Here is a 23116-nt window from a genome sequence, read left to right as displayed (position 1 = left end):
TGTGAGTGTGCCTGCGGGCTACAGGTTGTTGGCGCGGGCGTGGAGGTAGCGCTGCTGGGGGACGCTGGTGGTTTGGGTGGCTGCTTGTTCGTAGGCGGCGCGGGCTCCTGCTCGGTCGCCGGACCGCTCCAGGAGGTGCGCTCGCACGGCCGCCAACCGGTGGTCCTTCGCGAGGCGGTCGTCGTTCTCGATGGTCCGAAGCAATTGGAGGCCCTCGGCCGGACCTCGGGCCATGGCGACCGCGACCACGTGGTTGAGGCTGACCATCGGGTTGTCGGTGAGTTGCAGCAGCACCTCGTACAGCGCGACGATCTGTGGCCAGTCGGTCTCGTCCGCCGACGGTGACTCGTCGTGTACCGCGGCGATCGCGGCCTGCAGCTGATACGGCCCCACCGGCCCGCGAGGCAGCGTCGCGGTGATCAGGTCGACGCCTTCGCGGATCAGCTCCGGGATCCACAGCGACCGGTCCTGCTCCGCCATCGGCACCAGCTCGCCGAACGGACCGGTCCGCGCCGGCCGCCGGGCGTCGGTCAGCAGTAGTAACGCGAGCAGCCCGGCCACCTCGGCGTCATCCGGCAGCAATCGGTGCAGCATCCGCGCCATCCGGATCCCCTCGGCCGCCAACTCGACACGTTGCAGGCTTGGGCCCGTCGTACTGGCGTACCCCTCGTTGAAGATCAGGTACACCACTTTGAGGACCGCATCCAGCCGCTCCTCCCGGTCGACCGGCAGCGTGAACCGCGCGCCGCTCTCCTTCACGCTCGCCTTCGCCCGGGTGATCCGTCGCGTCATGGTTGCCTCCGGCACCAGGAACGCGCGGGCGATCTCGGTCGTCGTCAGACCACCGACCGCCCGCAGCGTCAACGCGATCTGCGACGCCGGCGACAGCGACGGGTGACAGCACAGGAACAGCAGCACCAGCGTGTCGTCGACGTCCCCGACCGGCTCACCGAGCCACTCGTGCACCGCCCACTGCGCGACCCGGTCCTCCCGCTGCTGACGGGCCTGTTCGCGCCGGAGCAGGTCCGTCAGCCGCCGAGAAGCCACCGTGATCAGCCAGCCCCGCGGGCTATCCGGTACGCCGTCCTTCGGCCACTGCCGCGTCGCCGCGAGCAGCGCCTCCTGAACCGCGTCCTCGGCCGTGTCGAAGTGCCCGTACCGGCGAACAAGCGCCCCAAGCACCTGCGGCACCAACGGCCGCAACACCTCCTCGAGCTCGAAACCGCCGGTCATGAGGACGCGCCGCAGGTCTGCTCACGCACATCACGCGAGCCCCGGGCAGAGCACTCGTCGTGCCCGACCCGATCAAGGCCGCCGGCCATACCCCCGCCGCCACTTCCCCAGCACTCGAGCCCAGCCCCACGACCCCAGCCCACCGAAGCTGTCCCGCGCCGCCCGAGCCCAGCCGCACCGCCCCAGCCCACCGAAGCTGTCCCGCGCCGCCCGAGCCCAGCCGCACCGCCCCACTGCACCGGAGTTGTCCAGTGCGGGCCGAGGTCGGGTGCGTTGACTCGGCACATTGCGGGCTGTGGCGAGGGCATCGTGGTTAGTCCGTCAGGTCGTCGCGGCCCTCGACGAGGGGGCGGACGTCGGCGTAGGCCGTGGCGCGGACGGACTCGGGGGCAGGGGTGTCCGCCAGTCGGGCAGCGATCTCGGTGGCTCGGTCGAAGGACTCGCACTCGACGATCCAGTACCCCGCGAGCACCTCCTGGGTCTCCGCGTACGGCCCGTCGGTGACCACGGACTGCCCGTCCTTCGACCCGAGCCGCCGGGTCAGCACCGGCGCCGCCAGCGCGCGGGTCTCGACCAGCTCACCCGACTCGGCCAGCTCGTTGTTGAACTTCTCCATGAACGCCCCCATCGCCGCGAAGTCCTCCGGCGCCCACGCCGGCTTCCCGGTGTCCTTCCCCGCCATCCCGTCGTAGTCCTGCTGCGACGCGTACGTCAGGATCATGTACTTCATCAGCCTCTCCCGTCATCCAGGCACCCACCGCCGGGCACCTCCACCCGAGACGTCGCCGCCCCTCCCTTCAACCGGACACGACCACGAGACGAATGTCGATCTCGTCAGGGAGTATGCCGCTGTCAGGTACAGGGCGTGACGAGTTTGTTGTGGCTGTGGACAGCGTCGGAGACGTCGGTGAGGGCGTTGGCTTCGGGGGCGTACTTGGAGGGGACCGCCATCTCCAGGTACAGCTCGCGGCCGATGGTGGTGAAGATGTAGCCGTTCTGGACCTGTTTGGCGAACCAGCCGACGCCGTTGACCTCGAAGCACTGGGACTGGGCCTCGGCCATGCCGGCCGGCGGGGTGACGCCGCAGGTGACCTCGATCGCCGGGTCGCCGTACGCGGTGGTGAGCGGGCTCTCAGGAGTCGTCTTGCGTTGCTTCTGGTCGAGGACCTTGGTCGGCAGCGCCTTGACGAGTTCGGCGCAGGCGGCAGCGACCTCGGGGGCCGGCGAGGGGACCGGTACGGGCGTGGCGCCGGGACTGCACGCGGCGACCAGGAGAACGCCGAGTGCGGCGAGCAGGATCTTGGGCATACCGGAGCGGGGTGGGTTCCCGTGGACGACGATCAGATGTGGACGACCGGGCAGGTCAGCGTGCGGGTGATGCCGGGAACGTTCTGAACCCGGGCAACCACCAGCTTGCCCAGCTCGTCGACGTTGCGGGCTTCCGCGCGGACGATCACGTCGTACGGACCGGTGACGTCCTCGGCCAGGGTGACGCCTTGGACCTCGGCGATCTGTGCCGCGACGTCGGCCGCGCGGCCGACCTCGGTCTGGATCAGGATGTAGGCCTGGACCACCACGTCGTTCTCCACTCAGTCGTCCTCAGCGGGGCTCCGGCCACAGTACTGCGAGGTGGCCGGGCGTACTCGTTGCTCCGTCACGGTACCGCCTAGACTCCGGCTAGCGATATGGGAGGTCTGTTGACGTGACGGAGACGTTGGGGAGCACCGGTGAGTTCGGCCTGATCGCGGCCGTCACCAAGGGGCTGTCCACAGGTGAGGACGTCCTGGTCGGTCCTGGTGACGACGCGGCCGTGATGGCGGTGCCGGACGGCCGGATGGTGATCACGACCGACCTGCTGGTGGAGGGCAGGCATTTCCGCCAGGACTGGTCGTCGGCGTACGACGTGGGCCGCAAAGCCGCCGCGCAGAACCTGGCGGACGTCGTGGCGATGGGTGCCCGCCCGACCGCGCTGGTGGTCGGTTTCGGCGGCCCTGCCGAGCTGCCGACCGCCTGGGCGCTGGAACTGAACCAGGGCCTCGTGGACGAATGCGAACTGGTCGAGGCCAGCATCATCGGCGGCGACACGGTCCAGTCCGACAAGATCGTGGTCTCGGTGACCGCGTTCGGCTCGCTGGACGGCCGGTCACCGGTGCTGCGGTCGGGTGCGCGTCCCGGCGACGAGGTGGCGTACGCCGGCCGGCTCGGCTGGGCCGAAGCAGGCTGGGCGGTCCTCGCTCGTGGCTTCCGCTCACCACGGGCCGTCGTCGAGGCACACCGACGCCCACAGCCGCCGTACGCCGAAGGGCCGCGCGCCGCGCTCTCCGGAGCCTCCTCGCTGTGCGACGTGAGTGACGGACTGCTGTCGGACCTCGGTCACATCGCGGCGGCGAGTCAGGTGGTCATCGACGTGCACACGAAGGCGCTCACCGTGCCCGAGCCGCTGCAGGCGGTGGCCGCGGCGACCGGTGTGGACGCGCTGAAGTTCGTGCTGACCGGCGGTGAGGACCACGCACTGGTCGGCACCTTCGAGCCCGCCGACGTACCCGAGGGCTGGACCGTCATCGGTTCGGTTGCTGAGGGCAACGAGGAACGTCCGGCCGGGACCGTGACCGTCGACGGGTCGCCGTATGCTGCGGAGACAGGTCACGCCCACTTCAGGAGTTGAGATGGCACCGCCGAGAGTTCTGACCATCGCGGGTTCCGACTCCGGTGGCGGCGCGGGGATCCAGGCGGATCTGAAGGCGATGCTGGCGAACGGCGTGCACGGCATGAGTGTGCTGACCGCGATCACCGCGCAGAACAGCCTCGGTGTCCAAGGCGCCTGGGAGCTGCCGGAGGAGCAGGTGCGCGCGCAGTTCCACAGCGTGGTCGACGACATCGGTGTCGACGCGGTGAAGACCGGCATGCTGGCGTCCGAGTCGATGGTCCGGGTCGTCGCCGCACTGCTACGGACGTTGCCGCCGGATGTGCCGGTCGTGGTCGACCCGGTGTCAGTGTCGAAGCACGGCGACGCACTGCTCGCTGCGGACGCGATGGCCGCCGTACGGTCCGAGATCGTTCCGCTGGCCACCGTCCTCACCCCGAACCTCACCGAGCTCGGCCCGGTCTCCGGTGTGGAGCTGGAGACGGTCGAGGACCGGGAGCTCGCCGCGAAGGAGCTGCTGGACGCAGGCGCCTCGTGGGTGCTGGTGAAAGGCGGTCACGACGTCGGCACGGCGTCGACCGACGTACTGCACGGCCCAGGGGTACGCCGTTCGTACAGCGCGGTCCGGGCCGACAACAGGCACACGCACGGCACGGGCTGCACGCTGGCGAGCACCATCGCGGCGTACCTTGCTCGTGGGTACGACGTACCCAGTGCTGTCGGTGCGGCGAAGGAGTATGTGACCGGAGCGATTGCCGCCGGGTTCGCCCTCGGCGACGGCATCGGACCGGTCGACCACGCGTGGAGATTTCGAGGGAGTACGAGTTGAGCAAGCAGCAGCCCCCGGTGGACGGGTACTGCGAGCAGTGCGGTTTCAACTACGACACGGGTGACCTGCAGGGCACCGTGACGCTGCTGATCCGGCAGTCCGCCGACTGCAGCATGGCGTTGACGAAGGCCGCCGCCGGTCCGGACCCGAACGTCGTACGGCTGCGTCCGGAGCCGGACGTGTGGTCGGCGATCGAGTACGCCTGCCACGTGCGCGACGTCCTCGAGGTGCAGCGGTTCCGGATCGCTCAGTGCCTGGCCGAGGACCGGCCGGTGTACGCGCCGATGGACCGGACCGGGCGGGTGAAGCAGCAGAAGTACGAGCACCAGGACCCGATGGAGGTCGCCGCGGCACTGGTCCGGTTCGCGAAGGAGTTCGGTGCGGCAGCGCGGGTACTGCGGCCGCAGGAGCTCGGCAAGCTCGGGCTGTACAACTACCCGGTCCGCGCACCGCGCACGCTGGGCTGGATCATCCGGCACACCGCCCACGAGATCCAGCACCACCGGCACGACATCATCGAGATCCTGGCGAAGGTCGAGCCGCCGATCGTCCCGAAGCCCAAGGTCGAGGAAGCCACCCCCGAAGAGGGTGCGACCGAAGAGGGTGCGACCGAAGCGATCGCGACCGAAGAGGGTACGACCGAAGCGATCGCGACCGACAAGATCGTGACCGACAAGATCGCGACCGAAGAGATCGCGGAGACGGTCGACTAACGCTGGGCGACCCATGCGGCGACGGCCGGCTCGCTGGTCAGCTGGTCCAGCGCGAGCGCGGCCGCACCGCGGAGCGGACCGTCCGGCTGGTGCCGGGCGGGCAGCACTGGCGGGGGAGACCCACGGTGGAACGTCATCAGTCCGCCTTGGTACGCCTCGTCGAACATGCGCTCGGCAGCAGCACGCAGTGGGATCGCCAGACCGCCAATGGTGACCACATCGGGGTCGTGAGCGTTCACGAGCCCGGCGATGCCACTGCCGAGGGCAGCCACCACAGTGGCAACTGCATCGCGGGCAGCCCGGTCAGTACGCCCGAGTACCGCTTCTGTGTAGGCAACTGGGTCGTCCGGCATCGGCTGCTCGAGGTGGCGCGACAGTGCCCGCCCGTCGATCTCCAGGTCCCAGCAACCGCGCGCACCGCACGGACAGGCCCGCGAACGGTCACCGAACGGCATGTGGCCGTACTCTCCACCGGCTCCCGAAACGCCCTGCGCCGGTACGCCGTCGATCAGTAGCGTCCCGCCGATACCCACCTCGATGATGAGGTGCACCGCCGTACCAGCTCCTGCCGCAGCCCCGGTGCGTGCCTCTGCCACACCACTGAGCGTCGCGTCGTTCCCCGCGAGCAGGGGGATCCCGGTGCCGGCGGTGACCTGCGTCAGGTCGAGTTCGGTCCACTCCAGCGTCGGTGCCTGCATCAGATGGCTGTCGCGAACAGTCCCTGGTACGGCGAGGCTCACCATCTGCAGCCGAGCGCCGTACTGCTGCTTTGTCCACTCCACCGCGCGCTGCAGGCTCCTCAGCACGACCTGTGCGCGCCGACTCCGGTGCCGCCTGTACTGCGGCTCCTGCAGCGTCCCGTCGAGCGTTACGACCGCACTCCGCCAACTGCTCTGTCGCAGGTCCAGTGCAAGCGCCACAGGTCCCTCAGGATGCGCCCGCAGCAGCGTGGTCGGCCGACCGCGCCCGCGGCTCGGCGCGGGCTCCTCGGTCAGCAGATGTACATCGCGTAGCCGGGCCGTCACCTCGGTCGCGGAACCCGTGCTGAGGTGCAGCGCCCGCGCCACAGCGGCCCGGGTGATCCCGGGCCGGCGGCTGACCTGGGTCAGCACGTCCGAAGCCGTCTGCCACTGTCCACGGCGCACTGGAGTCATCGCTGCCTTTCGCCTTATCCTCGGAGGACGAGTTTATTAGGAGGAGGGTCATGGAGATCCGCGACATCCGCGCCGTTCTGTTCGACATGGACGGGACACTGGTGGATTCGGACGCGGTCGTGGACCGCTGCTGGAGCCGCTGGGCGGTCGAGTGCGGACTCGACCCGGCCGCCGTGCTCGCGGTCGCGCACGGGAACCCGGCGGCCGCGACGGTCGCGCACTTCCTGCCGACGGCGTCGGAGGACGAGCGCGCGGCAGCGTGGGCCCGGGTGTACGACCTCGAGGTCAACGACGTCGACGGCGTGGTCGAGAAGCCGGGTGCGGCCGAGCTGATCGCGACACTCGAGCGGATCGGTGTGCCCTGGGCGGTCTACACCAGTGCGCCGGCGCAGCTGGCGAAGGTGCGGCTGTCCGCGGCCGGTATCGCGCCGACGATCCTCGTGACCGTGGACGACGTACGCAAGGGGAAGCCGGACCCGGAGGGGTACCTGCGGGCCGCGGAGCTGCTCGGCGTACCGGCGGCGGCGTGTCTGGTGGTCGAGGACACGGTGGTCGGGCGGTCGGCCGGTGACGCGGCGGGAGCGATGACGGCGGGGCTGAAGGGTATTTCGGCGGATCTCGAGCTGGCGGATCTCGGGCAGCTCGACGCGCTGTTCAAAGGTCTGGAGTGACCGCGCGCGCGGACGCGCCGGCGGCGGCCGGGGCGCGCGCCGACGAGGTACGGATCGGGATCGCGTTGTCGGCGATGGGGTTCGTGCTGGCCGGGCTCGGGGCGTGTGTCGCGATCCTGGCGCGGGACCTGGACGAGCCGACGAGCCGGTTGGCGTTGCTGTCGTCGGGGTTCGCCGTCGGGTTGCTGGTCGTGGCGGTGGTCGGTCCGCGGTTGCTGAGGTCGTGGGCGATGCCAACGGTGCTGGCGGCCGGGTCGGTGGTCTGCGCGATCGGTGCGGTGCTGATCGCGGTCGCGCCGGCGTACTCCGTGGCGATCGCGGGCGGGCTGTTCGTCGGGCTGGGTGGGGCGTTGCTGGTGCTGGTCGCGCCGTTGATGCTGAACGGTCCGACCGCGGCGGCCCGGTTGAGCCGGGTGAACGCGGTCGCCAGCGGGACCGGCATCCTCGCGCCCCTGGCCATCGGCGCCCTCGACGGCCTCGGTCCGAGCGGGCGCCTCGCGATGATCGCCGCGGCACCACCCCTGCTCCTCCTCGCCATCCTCACCAGACGAGTCCAGCCGAACCACACGAAAGCACCAGAGACCCAGCCCGGGGCGGCTGCTCCGGTGGCGGTGTTGATTGATTCGGCGCCGGCGGTGGGGTTGGGGCGGAAATGGCGGCGGGTGGGGCGGCGGGTCGCGATGGATGTGGGGGTGGGCTGGCTGCGAGTGGTGCTCGCGGTATCGGTGGAGTTCTGTTTCGTGGTGTGGGCGGTGGCGCGCCTCGTGGCGACCGGGTTGCCGACGGCAACGGCGGCGTTGCTCGGCAGCGCGTTCCCGATCGGGATGGCGGTCGGCCGGGCGATCGGCCCGATCCGCTGGCGCGGCTGGTCGCCAGTGCTGCCCTCGGGCGCGCTCGCGGCCTGCGGGACCCTGCTCGTCAGCCTGTTCGACGTCCCGACAGTCGTCGCCCTCGGCCTCGTGGTCGCCGGCCTCGGCGTCGCCCCGCTGTACCCGGTCACGCTGGCCGCCCTCGTCGCCACTCCGGGCCTCAGCTCGGCCCGCCTGGCCGCGATCGGCGCCCTCGCCTCCGGTACGGCGATCCTGTTCGCCCCCGCGATCCTCGCCGTCCTGGCCCGCGTCGTCGACCTCCGAACGGCGTACCTCGTGACGCTCCCGCTGATCGCCGTACTTTTCTTCCTCAGCCGTCGATCCGACCGGTCCTCGTTCGTGTAGGGAGTGAAAAGACCCCGAACAGACAAACGAGGTGGCGTGATGTCCGAGTTGAAACTCCTGCTCGACGGCCTGGCCTTCCCCGAGTCGGGCCGCTGGCACGACGGACGGTTGTGGTTCGCGCACTGGATCGAGCAGCAGGTCGTGGCGGTCGACGCCGGCGGTACGACGGAGTACCTCGACGTGCCGGTGGAGCGCCCGATGGGGTGGTCGATCGAGTGGCTGCCGGACGGCCGGATGCTGACCACCGGCGACAAGCTGCGCCGCTACGAGCCCGACGGCACGATCACCGTGCTCGCCGAGCAGGCCGCGAACGAGATCGTGGTGGATGCCCAGGGCAACATCTATCTGAACGGCGCGGACTTCGACTTCGCCGGCGGCGAGGCGCCGAAACCCGGCTGGATCAAGCTCGTCACGTCGGACGGTCAGCTCCGCGAGGTCGCCGGCGAGATCGAGTTCCCGAACGGCATGCTGCTCACGCCGGACGGGAAGACGCTGGTGATCTCGGAGTCGTTCGCCGGCCGGCTGACCGCGTTCGACGTCGAGCCCGACGGCGGGTTGCGGAATCGCCGGGTGTTCGCCGAGAACCTCGGTCCGGACGGAATCTGCCTCGACGCCGACGGCGCGATCTGGGTGCAGACCGGGTCCGAGGGAGTCGTCCGGGTCGCCGAGGGCGGCGAGATCCTGGACCGCATCGAGCTCGCAGAGAACCAGGCACCGTTCGCGCTGGCGCTGGTCGACTTCGACGGTCCGATGCTGTGCATCCTGACCGCCGAGTGGCGGATGAGCGAACCGATCACCGACAACATCGGGCGGCTGCTCAACGGTCCCCGGACCGGCCAGGTGCACACGATTCAGGTCGCCGTACCGCCGGTCCGTCGTTAGGCTCGGGCGCATGGAGTGCTTCGCCGCCGGACGTACCCGGCGCTGACCCCGGCTCGTCGCCGCGCCCTCGGGTCCGCGGCGGGCCGGTCACGCCTGCCCGGATCCACCAGCGAGAGGCACCTTCCATGCAAATTCGTTCGTACGTCGACGCTGACCTCGCCCAGCTCGTCGACCTCACCATCGACACCTTCGGGCCGTTCTTCGAGGAGTCGTTCCGGCCGCTGGTCGGCGAGACGATCTTCCACCACCAGCACGGCGACTGGCGCGGTGACTACCGTCGTCAGCTCCCCGAGTTGCACGCGCCCGACCAGCACAAGTACGTCGCCGTCGCCGAGCAGGACGGCGTACCCGCCGGGTATGTCGCGTGGCACGTCGACGAGGCGCGACGCCGCGGGACCGTCGAGTTGCTGGCAGTCGCGCGGGATCAGCGGCGGTCGAACCTCGGTACGGCGCTGTGCGAGCACGCGTTCGCCGCGATGCGTGCCGAGGGATCCGAGTACGTCGAGATCGGGACCGGAGGAGACACGTTCCACGCCCCGGCCCGGGCGTTCTACGAGAGCCTCGGCTGCGTGCAGCTCCCGGTAGCCGTGTACTTCCGGGAGCTGTAACGGAGCCGTGGCGGAGTGTGACGGAGCTATGACTACGGCTTGGCGTACTTGCCGACCATCCGCACGAGGGTGTCCGGCGGAATGACCTTCACGTGCGGGGCGAGTCCGTTGACGACCGACAGGACGTCGTCGACGGACTTGCTCCAGGCGTGCCAGACGACGACCGAGTAGCCGGCCGTCGAGCGCGGGTTGCGGGTGGCGGCGTTGAGTTCGGCAGTGACGGACGCTTCGTCGGCACCCGATAGCCCGTCCCACAGCATCGTGCGGGCGCCGATCACCGGCTTGCCCTCGGCCCAGGTGACCTTGCCCTTGAGACCGTCGTACCGCGAGTACTCGAGGTAGATCAGCCCGTCGATCTCCCGATGCTTGAGGTACGACGACCACACGCCGGTCTTCTCGAAGGCGTCGAAGTCGATGATCTGGGCCACCGAGAGATCGGCCCGGCCCATTGCCTGGGCCAACGCGGCGGTGTGCTTGTCGAGCGCGCCGGCGGGATAGCGGCTCGGGTACATGTAGCCGCCGCCGGACGGGCCGACGACCCACCGGTCCTTGCGTGACTGGTCGTAGAACCAGCGCATCACCGAAGGTGCGACGTCGATCAGCGACGGCGAGATCCCCCAGCCGAGGTCGACCTCGCCGCGGCGCGGGCTGCCGAACCACCGTGGATCGGTCGGGAAGTCGCCGAGCGCCCACTGGATGTTGTCGCCGTCGGTGATCAGGAAGCTCACGTAGTGCGCATCAGGATCCGGAGTGGGCAGTGCAGCGGAGACATGCTGGGACAACCGCTCCTCGCGGATGCCGGACAGCACCGACAGGTTGCGGGCGTGGTCCGCGGGCAGGGCCTTGACGCCGGCCGCCGAGTTCACGCCGATGAAGGCGTCCTCGCCGTTCGACGCATCACCCCAGCCGATCACCGTGCCGTCCTCGTCCAGTGCCTTGACCACCTCCGCCCGGAAGTCCGTGTTGCCGTCGAAGAACGCGAGCGCGCCCGCCATCGTGACGTAGTCGCGCAACCGCTCGGGGATGTCCGCGCGCTGCTCCACCGCGACGTCGTGCCGCAGCTTGGGCCAGTACGTCTCGAACACCCAGCGGTCGTCCTTGTCCCGCACGTCCAGGACCTTCCGCAACCCGTTGCGGATCGCCACTGCCTCCAAGCTCTCTTCGACGGCTACGGCACCCGTCACGCCGGCGAGCGTGGTCGCGACGTTGACCGACGGTGTGCCCGTACGAAAGAGAACATATCCGCGAATGCCGGACCGGCTGACGGTTTTCCACAGGTCGCCGGCGCGGGCCACGACGCCGTACCGGGAGACCAGGTCGTCGAGCCAGTGCTGGTAGCCGAGCGTCGGCAGGTTCAGGTACAGGGACTCGCTGCCGCGGCGCGCCATCAGGCCCTGCAGCGTGGTCGCGAGGGTGCGCTCGGCGGTGCTGAGGGAGTCCTCGGCGAAGACGTTCAGCAATCGCGGCCGCTGGCCCTTCGGGTACGGCGAGGGCGCCGCAGCGAGCGCGAGGGAGGGCGAAGCGGCCGCCGCGAGGCCGAGGCCGGCGGTGAGGCCGAGGGCGCGGCGGCGGGTGAGCGTACGACGTCGGCGATCGGACATGGGGTGCCTCCAGGAACGGCTGGTGGACTGTCCTACGTTGTCAGCTGCCCCGTGACGATGTCACAGCCGTCCCGCCGTCACAAGACCTCAGTCCGGAACCGGCAGGTCGTAGCGCCGAAGCAAGTTCTCCAGCGCCGGTACGCCGGCCGCCAGGTCGTACACCTCGGCACGCAGCCCGACGGTCAGCGCGCCGCTCACGTTGTCTTCGTTGTCGTCGATGAACAGCACCTCGGAGGCCGGTACGCCGATCGCGCGCAGGATCGCCCGGAAATACTCCGGATCCGGCTTGGCGAGCCCGAGATCGCACGAGTAGAACGTCTGGTCGAACCAGGCGCCGTACCCGCGCTCGTCCTGCATCAGCGCCCGCCGGTAGGCCTGCTGGTTGGTGGCGAGGTGGCAGCCGACGCCGGCCGACCGCAGTGACTGGATCAGTGCGACCACCTCGGGCTCGGCGACGAACCAGCTCCACGGCTCCAGGGCCTCCTCGATCGTCGCGGTCGAGTTCCAGCGGCGCAGGACGTCGGCCAGCGCGTCGGGGAAGTCGACCTTGCCGATCAGGGCGGGCTTCTCGGCTGCCATCAGGTCCGCGACGAACGCGTCCGAACCGGCAGGCACGAGCGACGCCAGCCGGGTCCACCAGTCGAAGCTGGGACGCTGCACGACCCCGTCGGCGTCGAACAGGACAGCGGAGACAGTCGGTGAGCTCATACGGTCAATCTTGTCATCGGCCCCTTGACCGGTTCAGTTGGTATGCGCTTACCTAATGGCTACGTAAACATATCTAGACACCTTCCGGCGAAATCCAACAGAAAGCGCCAGGTGAGGCTATGAGCTTGAGCAGAAGGCAGTTCCTCGCGGTCGGCTCCGCCGCAGCCGCCGCGGGTCTCACCGGCTGCGGATCCCGCAGCTCGCTGGGTGGAAAGAACGAGCTCAGCATGTGGACCTGGGTCGGGTCCGTCAACGACGACCTGATCGGCCAGGCGGAGAAGGCGATCCCCGGTCACGACGGCATGAAGCTGTCGATGACGCGGATCGGGTCGAACTACAAGACGAAGGTGCTGACCGCACTGGCCGGCAAGTCCCTCGTCCCGGACATCGTCGCGATCAACGACGACGTCGCGACCTACTTCCCGAACGCCGACCAGTTCCACGACCTGAACGAGCTCGGGGCCAAGGACCTCTCGAAGGACTTCCTGGCCTGGAAGTGGAAGCTCGGGATCACGCCGGACGACAAGATGATGGCCTACCCGATGGACACCGGGCCGACGGCGCTGTTCTACCGCACCGACATCTTCCAAAAGGCCGGGATCGACATCGACCCGGCCGCGGTCGCGGACCTGGCGCCGGACTGGGACACCTACATCGCGCTCGCCAAGAAGGTGAAGCAGGCGGTGCCGGGCTCGTCGATCACCGACAACATCACCAGCATCTTCAGCTACCGGATGGCCCAGGCGCCGAAGCGGTACATGACCGAGGACGGTCAGTACATCGGCGACCAGGACCATGTCCGGGAAGCCTTCGACCTGGCGGTTCGGGTGGTCAAGGAAGGCCTGTCGGCGAACGCGCAGAACGGGTCGACGGACGCCGACGCGGTGGTCACGAACGGCCGGCTGGTCGCGTTCAACGCGGCGGTCTGGTGGGCCCAGCTCGGTCCGAAGAACGCGGCGCCGAAGACCAAGGGCCTGTGGCGGGTGACGGCAGCGCCTGGTGGGGCCGGCAACCGTGGCGGGTCGTTCCTGGCGATCACGAAGTACTGCAAGAACCCGGAGGCCGCCTTCGCGTTCATCAGCTGGCTGGAGTCCTCGAAGAACCAGGCTCAGGCGTTCCTCGACCCGGTGCTCTTCCCGTCGACACCGGCCAGCTACACCGACCCCCGGCTGAGTGCGCCCGACCCGTTCTTCGGCGGTCAGAAGATCGTCGACGTGTTCGCGGAGTCCGCGAAGAAGTACCCGGGCGCCTACTTCTCGCCGTACGACTCGATCGTCGGTACGCCGTTGAGCAACGAGCTCGTCAACGTCGAGACGGCCGGCAAGTCACCCGACCAGGCCTGGAGCGACGCGCAGCGCCAGATCGGCCGCGAGCTCACCCGAGTGGGGGCGATCTGAGATGGCAGTCACGAGCAAGGCCGCGCCGGCCGCGATCAGCGCGACCGCGACCTCCGCCGAGAAGCCGCCGAACAAATACCGGCAGGCCTTCCCGCAGTACGCCGCCGTCGCACCGTTCTTCATCCTGTTCGCGATCTTCGGCGCCTTCCCGGTGCTGTTCTCGATCTGGATCTCGTTCCACTCCTGGGACGGCATCGGCCAGATGAAGTGGGTCGGGCTGGAGGAGTACAACTACCTGCTGTCCGACCCGGTGTTCTGGAAGGCGATCGGCAACACGCTGGTCATTTGGGTGCTGTCGACGGTGCCGATGCTGCTGCTGGCGCTGGTGATCGCCAACGCCCTGCACAACGCCACCCGGTTCCGCAGCTTCTACCGGATCGCCTACTTCATTCCGAACGTCACCTCGGTGGTCGCCGTCACGCTGGTGTTCGGCTCGGTCTTCAGCAACAACTTCGGGCTGCTGAACGCGTTCCTGGAGTCCATCGGTGTCGGCAAGGTCGAGTGGCTGACGCAGCCGTGGGGGATCAAGATCGCGATCGCCACCATCGTCACCTGGCGCTGGGTCGGCTACAACGCCATCATCTACCTGGCCGGGCTGCAGGCGATCTCGGCCGACGTCTACGAGGCCGCCAAGGTGGACGGTGCGAGTCCCCGGCAGACCTTCTGGCGGATCACCGTGCCGATGCTGCGGCCGGTCATCCTGTTCACCGCCGTCACCTCGACGATCGGCGGCCTGCAGATCTTCACCGAGTCGCGGGTGCTGTTCGGCGACACCGACAACATCGGCGGTCCCGGTGACGCCGGCCTGACGATCGTCTCGTACCTCTACCAGAGCGCGTTCATCAAGAACCAGTTCGGGTACGGCGCCGCGATCGGCTGGGCGCTGTTCATCCTGATCGTGCTGTTCAGCATCATCAACTGGCGGCTGGTCGGCGGTAAGGACGACGAACGCCTGACCCGACGCGCCGCTCGGCGGGTGGAACGCAAGATCGCAGCCCAGAATGCCAAGAGGGAGGCCGCAGATGTCCATTGAGCGCGTTCGCACCGTCGTCGGGCACGTCGTGCTGATGCTCGGCGTCGTGGTCTCGCTGTTCCCGTTCTACTGGATGCTGGTGATGGCCTCGAACACCACGCCGGACATCTTCGCCTACCCACCGAAACTCGTGATCGGCTCGCACCTGTTCGAGAACATGGGCAAGGTGCTCGATGCGGTGCCGTTCTTCAGTTCGATGCTGCTCACCCTGATCACCTCGGTCAGTGTCACGGCGCTGGTGCTGTTCTTCGACTCGCTGGCCGCGTTCGCGTTCGCGAAGTACCAGTTCCCCGGCCGCAACTTCCTGTTCGCGCTGCTGCTCGCGACGTTCATGATCCCGGCCCAGCTGTCGCTGGTGCCGCAGTTCGTGACGCTCGCCGAGTTCGGCTGGATCGGGTCGCTGAAGGCGCTGATCATCCCGGGCGCCGCGAACGCGTTCGGCATCTTCTGGATGCGCCAGTACGCTGCCGGGGCGATCCCCGACGAGCTGATCTCGGCCGCCAAGGTCGACGGCGCCGGGTTCTTCCGGCAGTACCTGTCCGTCGGCCTGCCGGTGCTCCGGCCCGGCCTGGCCTTCCTCGGCATCTTCACGTTCATCAACGTCTGGAACGACTACCTCTGGCCGCTGATCGTGATGACCGACCCGAACCGCCTCACCCTGCAGGTCGCGCTCGACCAGCTGAACGGCATCTACGGCACCGACTACTCGATGGTGATGGCCGGTGCGTTGATGAGTGTCATCCCCTTGATCGGCGTCTTCCTGATCGGCGCGCGCAGCTTCATCGCCGATCTGGCCGCGGGCGCCATGAAGTTCTGAGAAGTCCTGAGAAGTTCTGACCCAACCGACCACCACACACGGGATTCCCTTTGACTGACCACAAGCTCCGCTGGGGCATCATCGGCACCGGCAACATCGCTTCCCGGTTCGCCAGCCAGGTGCCGACGTCGCCGACCAACGAGGTCGTCGCCGTCGGCAGCCGGTCCCTCGACTCGGCGAACGCGTTCGCCGACAAGTGGGACATCGCCAACCGGCACGGCTCGTACGACGACCTCCTGGCCGACGAAGGAGTCGAGGCGGTGTACATCGCCACGCCGCACCCGATGCACGTCGAGTGGGCGATCAAGGCGGCCGAGGCCGGCAAGCACGTGCTGTGCGAGAAGCCGCTCGCGATCAACCGGGCCTGGGCCGAGGCGATGATCGAGGCCGCGGTCCGCAACGACGTCTTCCTGATGGAGGCGTACATGTACCGTTGCCTGCCGCAGACCAAGCTGATCACCCAGCTGGTCCGCGACGGCGAGCTCGGCACCGTCCACCAGATCCAGGCCACCTTCGCGTTCGCCGCCGGGTACCGGCCGGAGAGCCGGATCTTCGCCGACGACCTGGCCGGCGGCGGGATCCTCGACGTCGGCGGTTACCCGGTCTCGATGGCCCGGCTGATCGCCGGCGCGGCCACCGGGCAGCCGTTCCAGGACCCGGCCGCGGTGACCGCGGTCGGCACCGTCGGCGAGACCGGCGTCGACGAGTGGACGGTGGCGACACTGTTCTTCGACGGCGGCGTCACGGCCCAGGTGAGCACCGGCGTCCGGCTCGGTGACAAGAACCAGGTCCGGATCTACGGCAGCAAGGGCTACCTGCAGGTCGACGACCCGTGGTTCGGCGGCGACGGCAAGCCGACCCACGTGACCCTGCACAAGGTGGGGGAGGAGGCGCGGGAGATCTCCGCGGAGCCGGCGTTGATCTACACCGCCGAGGCCGAGGCGGTGCAGGCCGCGATCGCTTCCGGGGCCAAGGAGGCGCCGGAGATGACCTGGGCGGACACGCTCGGCAACCTCACCGTGCAGGACCAGTGGCGGGCCGCGATCGGGCAGCAGTACGCGAGCGAGCGGGACGACGCGATCATCCCGACCGCGACCGGACGTCCGCTGACCCGGCGCGACGACGCCCCGATGACCTACGGCACGGTCCCGGGCCTGGACAAGCAGGTGTCCCGGCTCGTGATGGGCGTGGACAACCAGCAGACGCTGCCGCATGCCGCGGTCGTCTTCGACGACTTCGTCGAGCGAGGCGGTACGACGTTCGACACGGCGTACATCTACGGCGGTGGGCGCGGCGAGAAGCTGCTCGGGCAGTGGATGACGTCGCGTGGCAACCGGGACGACGTGGTCGTGATCGGGAAGGGCGCGCACACGCCGCACTGCGACCCGGAGTCGATCACGCGGCAGCTGGACGAGAGCCTCGAGCGGCTGCAGACCGACCACGTCGACCTGTACCTGATGCACCGCGACAACGAGGAGATCCCGGTCGGCGAGTTCGTCGACGTCCTCGACGAGCACTTCAAGGCCGGCCGGATCAAGGCGTACGGCGGGTCGAACTGGTCGCTGTCCCGCTTCGACGAGGCCAACGCGTACGCCGAGGCGAACAGCAAGCAGCCGTTCACGCTGCTGAGCAACCACCTCAGCCTCGCCCGCGCGTACGACGTACCGTGGGCCGGCTGCCGGCATGTCTCCGACGACGAGTCGCAGGCGTGGCTGCGGGAGCGGCAGGTCGCGCTGTTCCCGTGGTCGAGTCAGGCCCGCGGGTTCTTCACCGGCCGGGCCAAGCCGGAGGACACGTCGGACCAGGAACTGGTGCGCTGCTTCTACTCCGACGAAAACTTCCGTAGGCTCGACCGGGCCCGGGAGCTGGCGGCCGCCAAGGGAGTCGAGCCGACCGCCATCGCGCTCGCGTGGTTGCTGCACCAGCCGTACCCGGTGTTCCCGCTGATCGGGCCGCGGCACGTGAGCGAGACGCGGACCTCCCTGCCGGGGCTGTCGGTGTCGCTGACGGACGAAGAAGTGGCCTACCTCACGGCGTCATGAGGCCCCTGGCCGCCGAATTGGTCGTGTGCTGACACCCATGTAACATGATCTGTCGGAGTCACGACCCTGAACACGGAGAATCATGTCTAAGAAGTGCGATGTCTGCGGCAAGCAGCCGACGTTCGGCAACAGCGTTGCCCGCCTGGGTAAGGGCGCGATGATCCGGCGGGTCAAGGCTCGTACGCCGCGTCGTTTCAACCCCAACATCCAGCCGGTCCGGGCGCTGATCAAGGGCACCCCGACCCGGATGAAGGTGTGCACGTCCTGCATCAAGGCCGGAAAGGTCCAGCGCGTCGTCGGCTGATCATCAGCTTTACTCCGTGTAGGGCCTTCAGATAGGCGCCCGGGTTCGCCCCGGGCGCCTATTCGCGTTCCCAACCACACCACCCGCCACACCCACCCGCCGCACCACCGCCACGCCACCCGCCGGAGTCCGCTCCGGCTCCCGCGCGCCCTGGCTTCCGCACGGCGGGCTTGTCAGCTTTGAGTGGTTATCCGTTCGTGTTGGGGGTTCTTCGGTCGTGTAACAGCGGAGAACCCCCAAGACGGACGGATAACCCCGCTTGCTGGAGCGGTGGGTCGGACCGGCTGTTGGGGTGGTGGAGTCAGCGGCGCTCGGCGATCACGGTGATCTCGTAGCGGTTGTGATGGAGCTGGCGGGCGTGCAGTACGGCGTACTGCTCGCGGAGCACGTCGAGACCGCGGCGGGCGCCGTCGAGCGGGTTCTTGCCACCGCCCTTCAGCGTGACGATCGCGAGACCGCCGCGGCGTACGTGCCCGGCGGCGTCGAGCATCATCCGGGCGCTGGTCACCTGGTCCATCCGCATGTCGTTGACCACCACGTCGAACGTGACGCGGTTCGCGGCGAAGAATCGGCCCGCGGTCGTCGCCTCGTGGTGGATCCGGCGGTCGGATCGCAGGCGCGGGTCCAGGGAGCCGGGGTCGACCGACCACACCTCCTGGCCGTGCTGCCGGAGGATCCGCGTCCAGCCTCCAGGCGAGGCGCCGAGGTCGACAGCCTTCCCACCGGCCGGCAGCTCCAGCCCGAAGGTCGCGATCGCTTCCTCCAGCTTGAACTCGGACCGTGACACCCGCTCCTCGCCGCGGGCCAGCCGCATGCGCCCACCCGGCCAGTCGGACAGGCTGTCCGCGCGCCGGTTGAGCCCGAGCAGGATCGCCTTGCGCCCCACGTAGCAGGAGACGACCAGCTCCTGACCCGAGCGTGTCACGGTCACGCCACGAGCGGTCAACGCCTCCTCGAGCCGGTGGTAATACGACCCGCCGGTGCCCGCGTCATCGGTCCAGGCCTGTACGGCGAGCGCCTTCGGGTACTCCGCCAACTCGCCCAGCACCAGGTCCGCGAGCTCGTACTCCGGCGGCAGCTCCGCGAAGCTCGCGATCTCCTCGGTGAGATGCCGGACGAACATGATCCGCCCCACGTCGCACGCCGCGGCGAACTCCTGGACCGAAGCACCGTCTACCCGCCCGAGATCCGCGCCGACGCGCTGGACCCGCACGTCCCGGCCGAACTCGCCGCGGATCTCGCGCACAGCCAACTCGTAACTGTCGGCCGCGGCCGAGAACAACACACTCCTGCCGCCGCTCACCCCGGAACCGTACCGAACAACAGGTGGTGGCCGGGTACGCGGCCGGTGAGGGGACCACCACCCGTCGTGCGCTACGCGTTAGCCTTCCGGGCGTGGAGGAACTGACGGTCGAGGTGTTGCGGGCCTGGGCCCGGACGGCGCTGGCGGAGCTGGCGCGCGCGCGGACCGAGATCGACGAGCTGAACGTGTACCCGGTCCCGGACGGCGACACCGGCACGAACCTCTACCTGACCTGGGAGGCCGCCTGCGACGCGCTGCCGAAGGGTGAGCTGACCTTCACCGCGGCGATCCAGGCGTTCGGGCGCGGCGCGCTGCTCGGCGCCCGCGGGAACTCGGGCGTCATCACCTCCCAACTGATCCGCGCCTGCGGCCTGCGGCTGGACGAGAACCTGCCGCGCGACCGGGCCGAGGGAGTCCTCGCGGACCCGCCGATGAGCGAGGCCGCCGCGTTCGCCGACGCGCTGACGTACGCCGCCGACGCCGCGTACGGCGCGGTCGCCGAGCCCGTCGAGGGCACCATGCTGACCGTCGCGCGGGCCGCCGCAAGCGGTGCGATGACCGCCGCCAACGACGGCAAGACCCTCGCCGACGTCTGCCTCGCCGCGGTCGCCTCCGCCCGCCAGGCCCTCACCAGGACGACGGAGCAGCTGGACGTACTGCGGCGCGCGGGCGTCGTGGATGCCGGGGGAGCGGGCCTGGTGGTGATTCTCGGTGCGATGGAGTCGGTGCTCACCGGCCGGCACGTCCGCGTGGTGGTGCCGGCCCGCGTGCAGCCGGAGGGTGAGAGCAGCGAGAGCCTCGAAGGACCGGCGTACGAGGTGATGTACCTGCTGGACGCGGGGGACGACAAGATCGCCGACTTCCGGCAGGCGCTGGCGGCGCTCGGTGACTCGGTGGTCGTGGTCGGCGGTGACGGGCTGTGGAACGTGCACGTCCACACCGACGACGTCGGCGCCGCGATCGAGCACGGCATCGACATCGGCCGTCCGCACCGGATCCGGGTCACCCATTTCGCCGACCACACCCACCAGCACGAGCCGGCGCCGGGGCGCGCCGTGATCGCGGTCGTCGCCGGTGACGGGCTGGCCGAGCTGTTCCGGCAATCCGGCGCCCGGATCATTCGCGGTGGACCCGGCCGGCGGTGCTCGACCGGTGAGCTCCTGGCGGAGATCGAGACCTCGCAGGCACCGGAGATCGTGATCCTGCCGAACGACTCGGACTCGATCGCGGTGGCCGAGGCCGCCGCGACGGCCGCTCGCCAGGACGGGATCCGGGTGGCCGTGATCCCGACCCGCGCGCAGGTCCAGGGCCTGGCCGCGGTCGCGGTCCACGACCCGGAGCGCAGCTTCGACGACGACGTCGTACACCTGTCGGCCGCCGCCGGCCAGACCCGGCACGGTGCGGTCACGACCGCGGTCAAGGACGCCTGGACGATGGCCGGCCGCTGCCGGATCGGCGACGCGCTCGGTGTCGTCGACGGCGACTTCGCGTTGATCACGGAGGATCTCGAGTCGGCCGCACTGGAGGTGGTCGACCGGCTGCTCGGCGGTGGCGGCGAGCTGCTCACCGTCGTCACCGGACGCGACGCGGACCCCGGTCTGGCCGACGCCGTGGAGCGCCACGTCCGCCGGCAACGCAAAGATGTCGACGTCGTGGTGTACGACGGAGGGCAGGACAGGTACCCGCTGCTGATCGGGGTGGAATGAAGAACGACATGGACCGCAAGCTCCGGGACTTCCTCGGCGCGAAGACGGCCAAGACCTTCGCGGACGTGCTCGCCATCGAGACCGTCGGCGAACTGCTGCGGCACTACCCGCGGCGGTACCTGAAGAAGGGTGAGCTGACCCCGTTCGACGAGCTGGAGGTCGGCGACCAGGCGACCGTCAACGGCCGGGTCAAGAAGGTGACCGTGCGGTCGCTGGACACCAAGGCCGAGATCCCGCTGACCGACGTCCAGAAGTGGTCGCGGCGGCGGACGCTGACCAAGGTGGTCGTCACCGACGGCCGCCGGGACCTGGAGCTCGCGTTCTTCAACCAGCCCTGGCTGGCGACGAAGCTGACGCCCGGCACCGCCGCCCTGTTCTGGGGCGAGGTGACGATGTTCCGCGACGTCATGCAGCTGAAGAGCCCGGGCACCGAGATCCTCGACACCGACGATCTGAGCGAGGCCGAGATCGAGCGCCGGGCGCGGCCGTTCCGCCCGCTCTACGCGGCCACCGCGAAGTTGCCGACCGCAACGATCGAGCGGTCGGTGAAGATCGTCCTGGACAGTCTCGACGACCGCCTCGACGACCCGATCCCGGACCTGATCCTGCGCAACGAGAAGCTGCTGGCGCTCCCGGACGCGCTGCGCAAGGTGCACCTGCCGGACACCGAGAAGGACATCCACGACGCGCAGCAGCGGTTCCGGTTCGAGGAGGCGCTGGTGATGCAGACGATCCTCGCCCAGCGCCGGGCGGTGACCGACGCGCTGAACGCCGTACCGCGGCCGCGGGTGCAGGGCCGTCTGCTGGACGAGTTCGACGAGCGGCTGCCGTTCGAGCTCACCGAGGGCCAGGCCGAGGTGGGGGAGGAGATCTTCGCCGATCTGGCGCGGCCGCATCCGATGCACCGGTTGCTGCAGGGCGAGGTCGGTTCCGGCAAGACCGTGGTCGCGTTGCGGGCGATGCTGTCGGTGGTCGACAACGGCGGCCAGGCCGCGCTGCTCGCGCCGACCGAGGTGCTCGCCGTACAGCACCACAAGACGCTCACCAAGATGCTCGGTGACCTGGCCGAGCAGGGCATGCTGGGTGGCGCGGAGCATGCCACCAAGATCGGTCTGCTGACCGGCTCGCTGAACGCGGCAGGACGCCGTACGGCGATGCTCGACGCCGCGAGTGGCGCCGCGGGGATCGTGGTCGGGACGCACGCGCTGCTCGAGGACAAGGTGCAGTTCGCGGATCTCGGGCTCGTGGTGGTCGACGAGCAGCACCGGTTCGGCGTCGAGCAGCGGGCCGCGTTGAGCGCGAAGTCGGGAGAGAACACGCCGCACGTGCTGGTGATGACCGCGACGCCGATCCCGCGGACCGTGGCGATGACGGTGTTCGGCGACCTCGCCGTCTCGACGCTCACCCAGCTGCCGGCCGGCCGGTCGCCGATCCAGTCGTCGGTCGTCCCGGCGAAGGAGAAGCCGGACTGGCTGCAACGCGCCTGGACCCGGGTCCGCGAGGAGGTCGGCAAGGGCCACCAGGTGTACGTCGTGTGCCCGCGGATCGGTGACGACGTCAAGAACGCCACGGACGAGGAAGGCGAGCTGCTCGAGACGGACGAGGGCGGGAAGAAGCAGGCCCGGCCGCCGATCTCGGTGATGCAGGTCGCCGAGGCACTGGGCGAGATCCTGCACGACCTGCGTGTCGAGGTGCTGCACGGGCGGCTGCCGGCCGACGAGAAGGACGCGGTGATGTCCAGGTTCGCGGCCGGGGAGGTCGACGTCCTGATCGCGACCACGGTGATCGAGGTCGGGGTCGACGTACCGAACGCCTCGACGATGGTGATCATGGACGCCGACCGGTTCGGTATCTCGCAGCTGCACCAGTTGCGGGGCCGGGTCGGGCGGGGCAAGGTGCCGGGGCTGTGCCTGCTGGTCACAGACCTGTGGGCGGGATCGAAGTCGTACGGGCGGCTGGAGGCGGTCGCCTCGACCACGGACGGGTTCGAACTGTCCCGGATCGACCTGGAGACGCGGCGCGAGGGCGACGTTCTCGGGGTGGCGCAGTCCGGGCGGCGCTCGAGCCTGAAGCTGCTGAGCGTGCTGCGGGACGAGGACGTCATCTTCGCGGCCCGCCACGTGGCGAACTCGATCGTCTCGGTCGACGCCGAGCTGGCCGAGTACCCGGCGCTCAGGGCAGCTGTGGGGAACGCCTTGGAATCCGAGACCACCGAGTACCTGGAGAAGACGTGACTGCAGTGGATTTCGCGCCTCCG

Annotated in this window: 22 protein-coding genes; 14 read left to right on the top strand and 8 right to left on the bottom strand. The window is 69.3% G+C overall.

The window, feature by feature from the left end; all coding sequences use genetic code 11:
• Positions 1-18: 18 nt before the first annotated feature.
• From ACFYRH_RS20270 to ACFYRH_RS20255, 4 genes are all read right to left on the bottom strand, one after another.
• Entirely contained in the window at positions 19-1233 is a 1215-nt protein-coding gene (locus ACFYRH_RS20270) for an RNA polymerase sigma factor (protein WP_387777071.1), read from the bottom strand.
• Positions 1234-1546: 313 nt separating this feature from the next.
• Entirely contained in the window at positions 1547-1963 is a 417-nt protein-coding gene (locus tag ACFYRH_RS20265; protein ID WP_387777068.1) for a YciI family protein, read from the bottom strand.
• A 122-nt stretch (positions 1964-2085) separates the two neighbouring features.
• Complete coding sequence (locus ACFYRH_RS20260) at positions 2086-2541, bottom strand: DUF3515 domain-containing protein (protein WP_387777065.1); 456 nt, start codon at positions 2539-2541, stop codon at positions 2086-2088.
• Positions 2542-2573: 32 nt separating this feature from the next.
• Positions 2574-2807, bottom strand: coding sequence for an Lrp/AsnC family transcriptional regulator (locus tag ACFYRH_RS20255; RefSeq protein WP_198682133.1), 234 nt, complete (start codon positions 2805-2807; stop codon positions 2574-2576).
• A gap of 128 nt (positions 2808-2935) precedes the next feature.
• Here ACFYRH_RS20255 and ACFYRH_RS20250 point away from each other — a divergent pair, with 128 nt between their 5' ends.
• The 3 genes from ACFYRH_RS20250 to ACFYRH_RS20240 are packed head-to-tail and all read left to right on the top strand — an operon-like array spanning position 2936 to position 5419.
• The gene (locus tag ACFYRH_RS20250) at positions 2936-3898 is read left to right on the top strand and encodes a thiamine-phosphate kinase (protein WP_387777062.1); all 963 of its coding nucleotides are present in this window, start codon (positions 2936-2938) and stop codon (positions 3896-3898) included.
• Position 3899: 1 nt separating this feature from the next.
• Positions 3900-4706: a bifunctional hydroxymethylpyrimidine kinase/phosphomethylpyrimidine kinase gene (gene thiD / locus ACFYRH_RS20245; RefSeq protein WP_387777059.1), complete on the top strand. Its 807-nt coding sequence runs from the start codon at positions 3900-3902 to the stop codon at positions 4704-4706.
• The gene (locus ACFYRH_RS20240; RefSeq protein WP_387777056.1) at positions 4703-5419 is read left to right on the top strand and encodes a DinB family protein; all 717 of its coding nucleotides are present in this window, start codon (positions 4703-4705) and stop codon (positions 5417-5419) included. Before thiD ends, ACFYRH_RS20240 begins: the two co-directional genes overlap by 4 nt.
• Here the strand turns inward: ACFYRH_RS20240 and ACFYRH_RS20235 are convergent.
• A complete protein-coding gene (locus ACFYRH_RS20235; RefSeq protein WP_387777053.1) occupies positions 5416-6573 on the bottom strand; it encodes an ROK family protein in 1158 nt (385 codons plus the stop codon). The genes ACFYRH_RS20240 and ACFYRH_RS20235 overlap by 4 nt on opposite strands.
• Positions 6574-6623: 50 nt before the next feature.
• Between ACFYRH_RS20235 and ACFYRH_RS20230 the strand changes: the two genes are divergently transcribed.
• From ACFYRH_RS20230 to ACFYRH_RS20215, 4 genes are all read left to right on the top strand, one after another.
• Complete coding sequence (locus ACFYRH_RS20230) at positions 6624-7244, top strand: HAD-IA family hydrolase (RefSeq protein WP_387777050.1); 621 nt, start codon at positions 6624-6626, stop codon at positions 7242-7244.
• Positions 7241-8458 carry an MFS transporter gene (locus tag ACFYRH_RS20225; protein ID WP_387777047.1) on the top strand — a complete coding sequence of 406 codons (1218 nt, stop codon included), beginning with the start codon at positions 7241-7243 and terminating at the stop codon, positions 8456-8458. The genes ACFYRH_RS20230 and ACFYRH_RS20225 overlap by 4 nt, the downstream gene beginning before the upstream one ends.
• A gap of 39 nt (positions 8459-8497) precedes the next feature.
• Positions 8498-9340 (top strand): SMP-30/gluconolactonase/LRE family protein, encoded by an 843-nt coding sequence (locus tag ACFYRH_RS20220; RefSeq protein ID WP_387777044.1) that lies wholly within the window; start codon positions 8498-8500, stop codon positions 9338-9340.
• 125 nt (positions 9341-9465) lie between these two features.
• The gene (locus ACFYRH_RS20215) at positions 9466-9948 is read left to right on the top strand and encodes a GNAT family N-acetyltransferase (RefSeq protein ID WP_387777041.1); all 483 of its coding nucleotides are present in this window, start codon (positions 9466-9468) and stop codon (positions 9946-9948) included.
• 32 nt (positions 9949-9980) lie between these two features.
• Here ACFYRH_RS20215 and ACFYRH_RS20210 read toward each other — a convergent pair whose 3' ends face one another.
• Positions 9981-11549, bottom strand: a complete 1569-nt coding sequence (locus ACFYRH_RS20210) for a GxGYxYP domain-containing protein (RefSeq protein WP_387777038.1) — start codon at positions 11547-11549, stop codon at positions 9981-9983.
• 87 nt (positions 11550-11636) lie between these two features.
• Complete coding sequence (locus ACFYRH_RS20205; RefSeq protein ID WP_387777035.1) at positions 11637-12257, bottom strand: HAD family hydrolase; 621 nt, start codon at positions 12255-12257, stop codon at positions 11637-11639.
• Between the two features lie 119 nt (positions 12258-12376).
• Here ACFYRH_RS20205 and ACFYRH_RS20200 point away from each other — a divergent pair, with 119 nt between their 5' ends.
• From ACFYRH_RS20200 to rpmB, 5 genes are all read left to right on the top strand, one after another.
• Entirely contained in the window at positions 12377-13654 is a 1278-nt protein-coding gene (locus ACFYRH_RS20200) for an ABC transporter substrate-binding protein (protein ID WP_387777032.1), read from the top strand.
• A 1-nt stretch (position 13655) separates the two neighbouring features.
• Positions 13656-14687 carry a carbohydrate ABC transporter permease gene (locus ACFYRH_RS20195; RefSeq protein WP_387777029.1) on the top strand — a complete coding sequence of 344 codons (1032 nt, stop codon included), beginning with the start codon at positions 13656-13658 and terminating at the stop codon, positions 14685-14687.
• Complete coding sequence (locus ACFYRH_RS20190) at positions 14677-15504, top strand: carbohydrate ABC transporter permease (protein WP_387777026.1); 828 nt, start codon at positions 14677-14679, stop codon at positions 15502-15504. Before ACFYRH_RS20195 ends, ACFYRH_RS20190 begins: the two co-directional genes overlap by 11 nt.
• A gap of 50 nt (positions 15505-15554) precedes the next feature.
• Positions 15555-17546: an aldo/keto reductase gene (locus ACFYRH_RS20185; protein WP_387777023.1), complete on the top strand. Its 1992-nt coding sequence runs from the start codon at positions 15555-15557 to the stop codon at positions 17544-17546.
• A gap of 82 nt (positions 17547-17628) precedes the next feature.
• Positions 17629-17850, top strand: coding sequence for a 50S ribosomal protein L28 (rpmB, locus tag ACFYRH_RS20180; RefSeq protein WP_132153237.1), 222 nt, complete (start codon positions 17629-17631; stop codon positions 17848-17850).
• Positions 17851-18151: 301 nt separating this feature from the next.
• Here the strand turns inward: rpmB and ACFYRH_RS20175 are convergent, their stop codons facing one another.
• Positions 18152-19153 carry an SAM-dependent methyltransferase gene (locus tag ACFYRH_RS20175; RefSeq protein ID WP_387777020.1) on the bottom strand — a complete coding sequence of 334 codons (1002 nt, stop codon included), beginning with the start codon at positions 19151-19153 and terminating at the stop codon, positions 18152-18154.
• A gap of 92 nt (positions 19154-19245) precedes the next feature.
• Between ACFYRH_RS20175 and ACFYRH_RS20170 the strand changes: the two genes are divergently transcribed.
• Both ACFYRH_RS20170 and recG read left to right on the top strand, forming a co-directional pair.
• Entirely contained in the window at positions 19246-20859 is a 1614-nt protein-coding gene (locus tag ACFYRH_RS20170) for a DAK2 domain-containing protein (RefSeq protein WP_387777017.1), read from the top strand.
• Positions 20856-23093 carry an ATP-dependent DNA helicase RecG gene (recG, locus tag ACFYRH_RS20165; RefSeq protein ID WP_387777014.1) on the top strand — a complete coding sequence of 746 codons (2238 nt, stop codon included), beginning with the start codon at positions 20856-20858 and terminating at the stop codon, positions 23091-23093. Before ACFYRH_RS20170 ends, recG begins: the two co-directional genes overlap by 4 nt.
• Positions 23094-23116: the final 23 nt, after the last annotated feature.

The organism is Kribbella sp. NPDC004875, from assembly GCF_042873375.1.
Taxonomy (GTDB): Bacteria; Actinomycetota; Actinomycetes; order Propionibacteriales; family Kribbellaceae; genus Kribbella.
The sequence above is the reverse complement of the archived record's forward strand: the minus strand, read 5'-3'. Positions and strand labels throughout refer to the sequence as shown.

Excerpts from the sequence above, each read along its gene's own strand:
- ACFYRH_RS20220 (WP_387777044.1), top strand. The coding sequence starts at position 8,498 with ATGTCCGAGTTGAAACTCCTGCTCGACGGCCTGGCCTTCCCCGAGTCG.
- recG (WP_387777014.1), top strand. The coding sequence starts at position 20,856 with ATGAAGAACGACATGGACCGCAAGCTCCGGGACTTCCTCGGCGCGAAG.
- ACFYRH_RS20260 (WP_387777065.1), bottom strand. The coding sequence starts at position 2,541 with ATGCCCAAGATCCTGCTCGCCGCACTCGGCGTTCTCCTGGTCGCCGCG.
- ACFYRH_RS20190 (WP_387777026.1), top strand. The coding sequence starts at position 14,677 with ATGTCCATTGAGCGCGTTCGCACCGTCGTCGGGCACGTCGTGCTGATG.
- ACFYRH_RS20215 (WP_387777041.1), top strand. The coding sequence starts at position 9,466 with ATGCAAATTCGTTCGTACGTCGACGCTGACCTCGCCCAGCTCGTCGAC.
- ACFYRH_RS20265 (WP_387777068.1), bottom strand. The coding sequence starts at position 1,963 with ATGAAGTACATGATCCTGACGTACGCGTCGCAGCAGGACTACGACGGG.
- ACFYRH_RS20205 (WP_387777035.1), bottom strand. The coding sequence starts at position 12,257 with ATGAGCTCACCGACTGTCTCCGCTGTCCTGTTCGACGCCGACGGGGTC.
- ACFYRH_RS20200 (WP_387777032.1), top strand. The coding sequence starts at position 12,377 with ATGAGCTTGAGCAGAAGGCAGTTCCTCGCGGTCGGCTCCGCCGCAGCC.
- thiD (WP_387777059.1), top strand. The coding sequence starts at position 3,900 with ATGGCACCGCCGAGAGTTCTGACCATCGCGGGTTCCGACTCCGGTGGC.
- ACFYRH_RS20195 (WP_387777029.1), top strand. The coding sequence starts at position 13,656 with ATGGCAGTCACGAGCAAGGCCGCGCCGGCCGCGATCAGCGCGACCGCG.
- ACFYRH_RS20235 (WP_387777053.1), bottom strand. The coding sequence starts at position 6,573 with ATGACTCCAGTGCGCCGTGGACAGTGGCAGACGGCTTCGGACGTGCTG.
- ACFYRH_RS20230 (WP_387777050.1), top strand. The coding sequence starts at position 6,624 with ATGGAGATCCGCGACATCCGCGCCGTTCTGTTCGACATGGACGGGACA.
- rpmB (WP_132153237.1), top strand. The coding sequence starts at position 17,629 with ATGTCTAAGAAGTGCGATGTCTGCGGCAAGCAGCCGACGTTCGGCAAC.
- ACFYRH_RS20270 (WP_387777071.1), bottom strand. The coding sequence starts at position 1,233 with ATGACCGGCGGTTTCGAGCTCGAGGAGGTGTTGCGGCCGTTGGTGCCG.
- ACFYRH_RS20210 (WP_387777038.1), bottom strand. The coding sequence starts at position 11,549 with ATGTCCGATCGCCGACGTCGTACGCTCACCCGCCGCCGCGCCCTCGGC.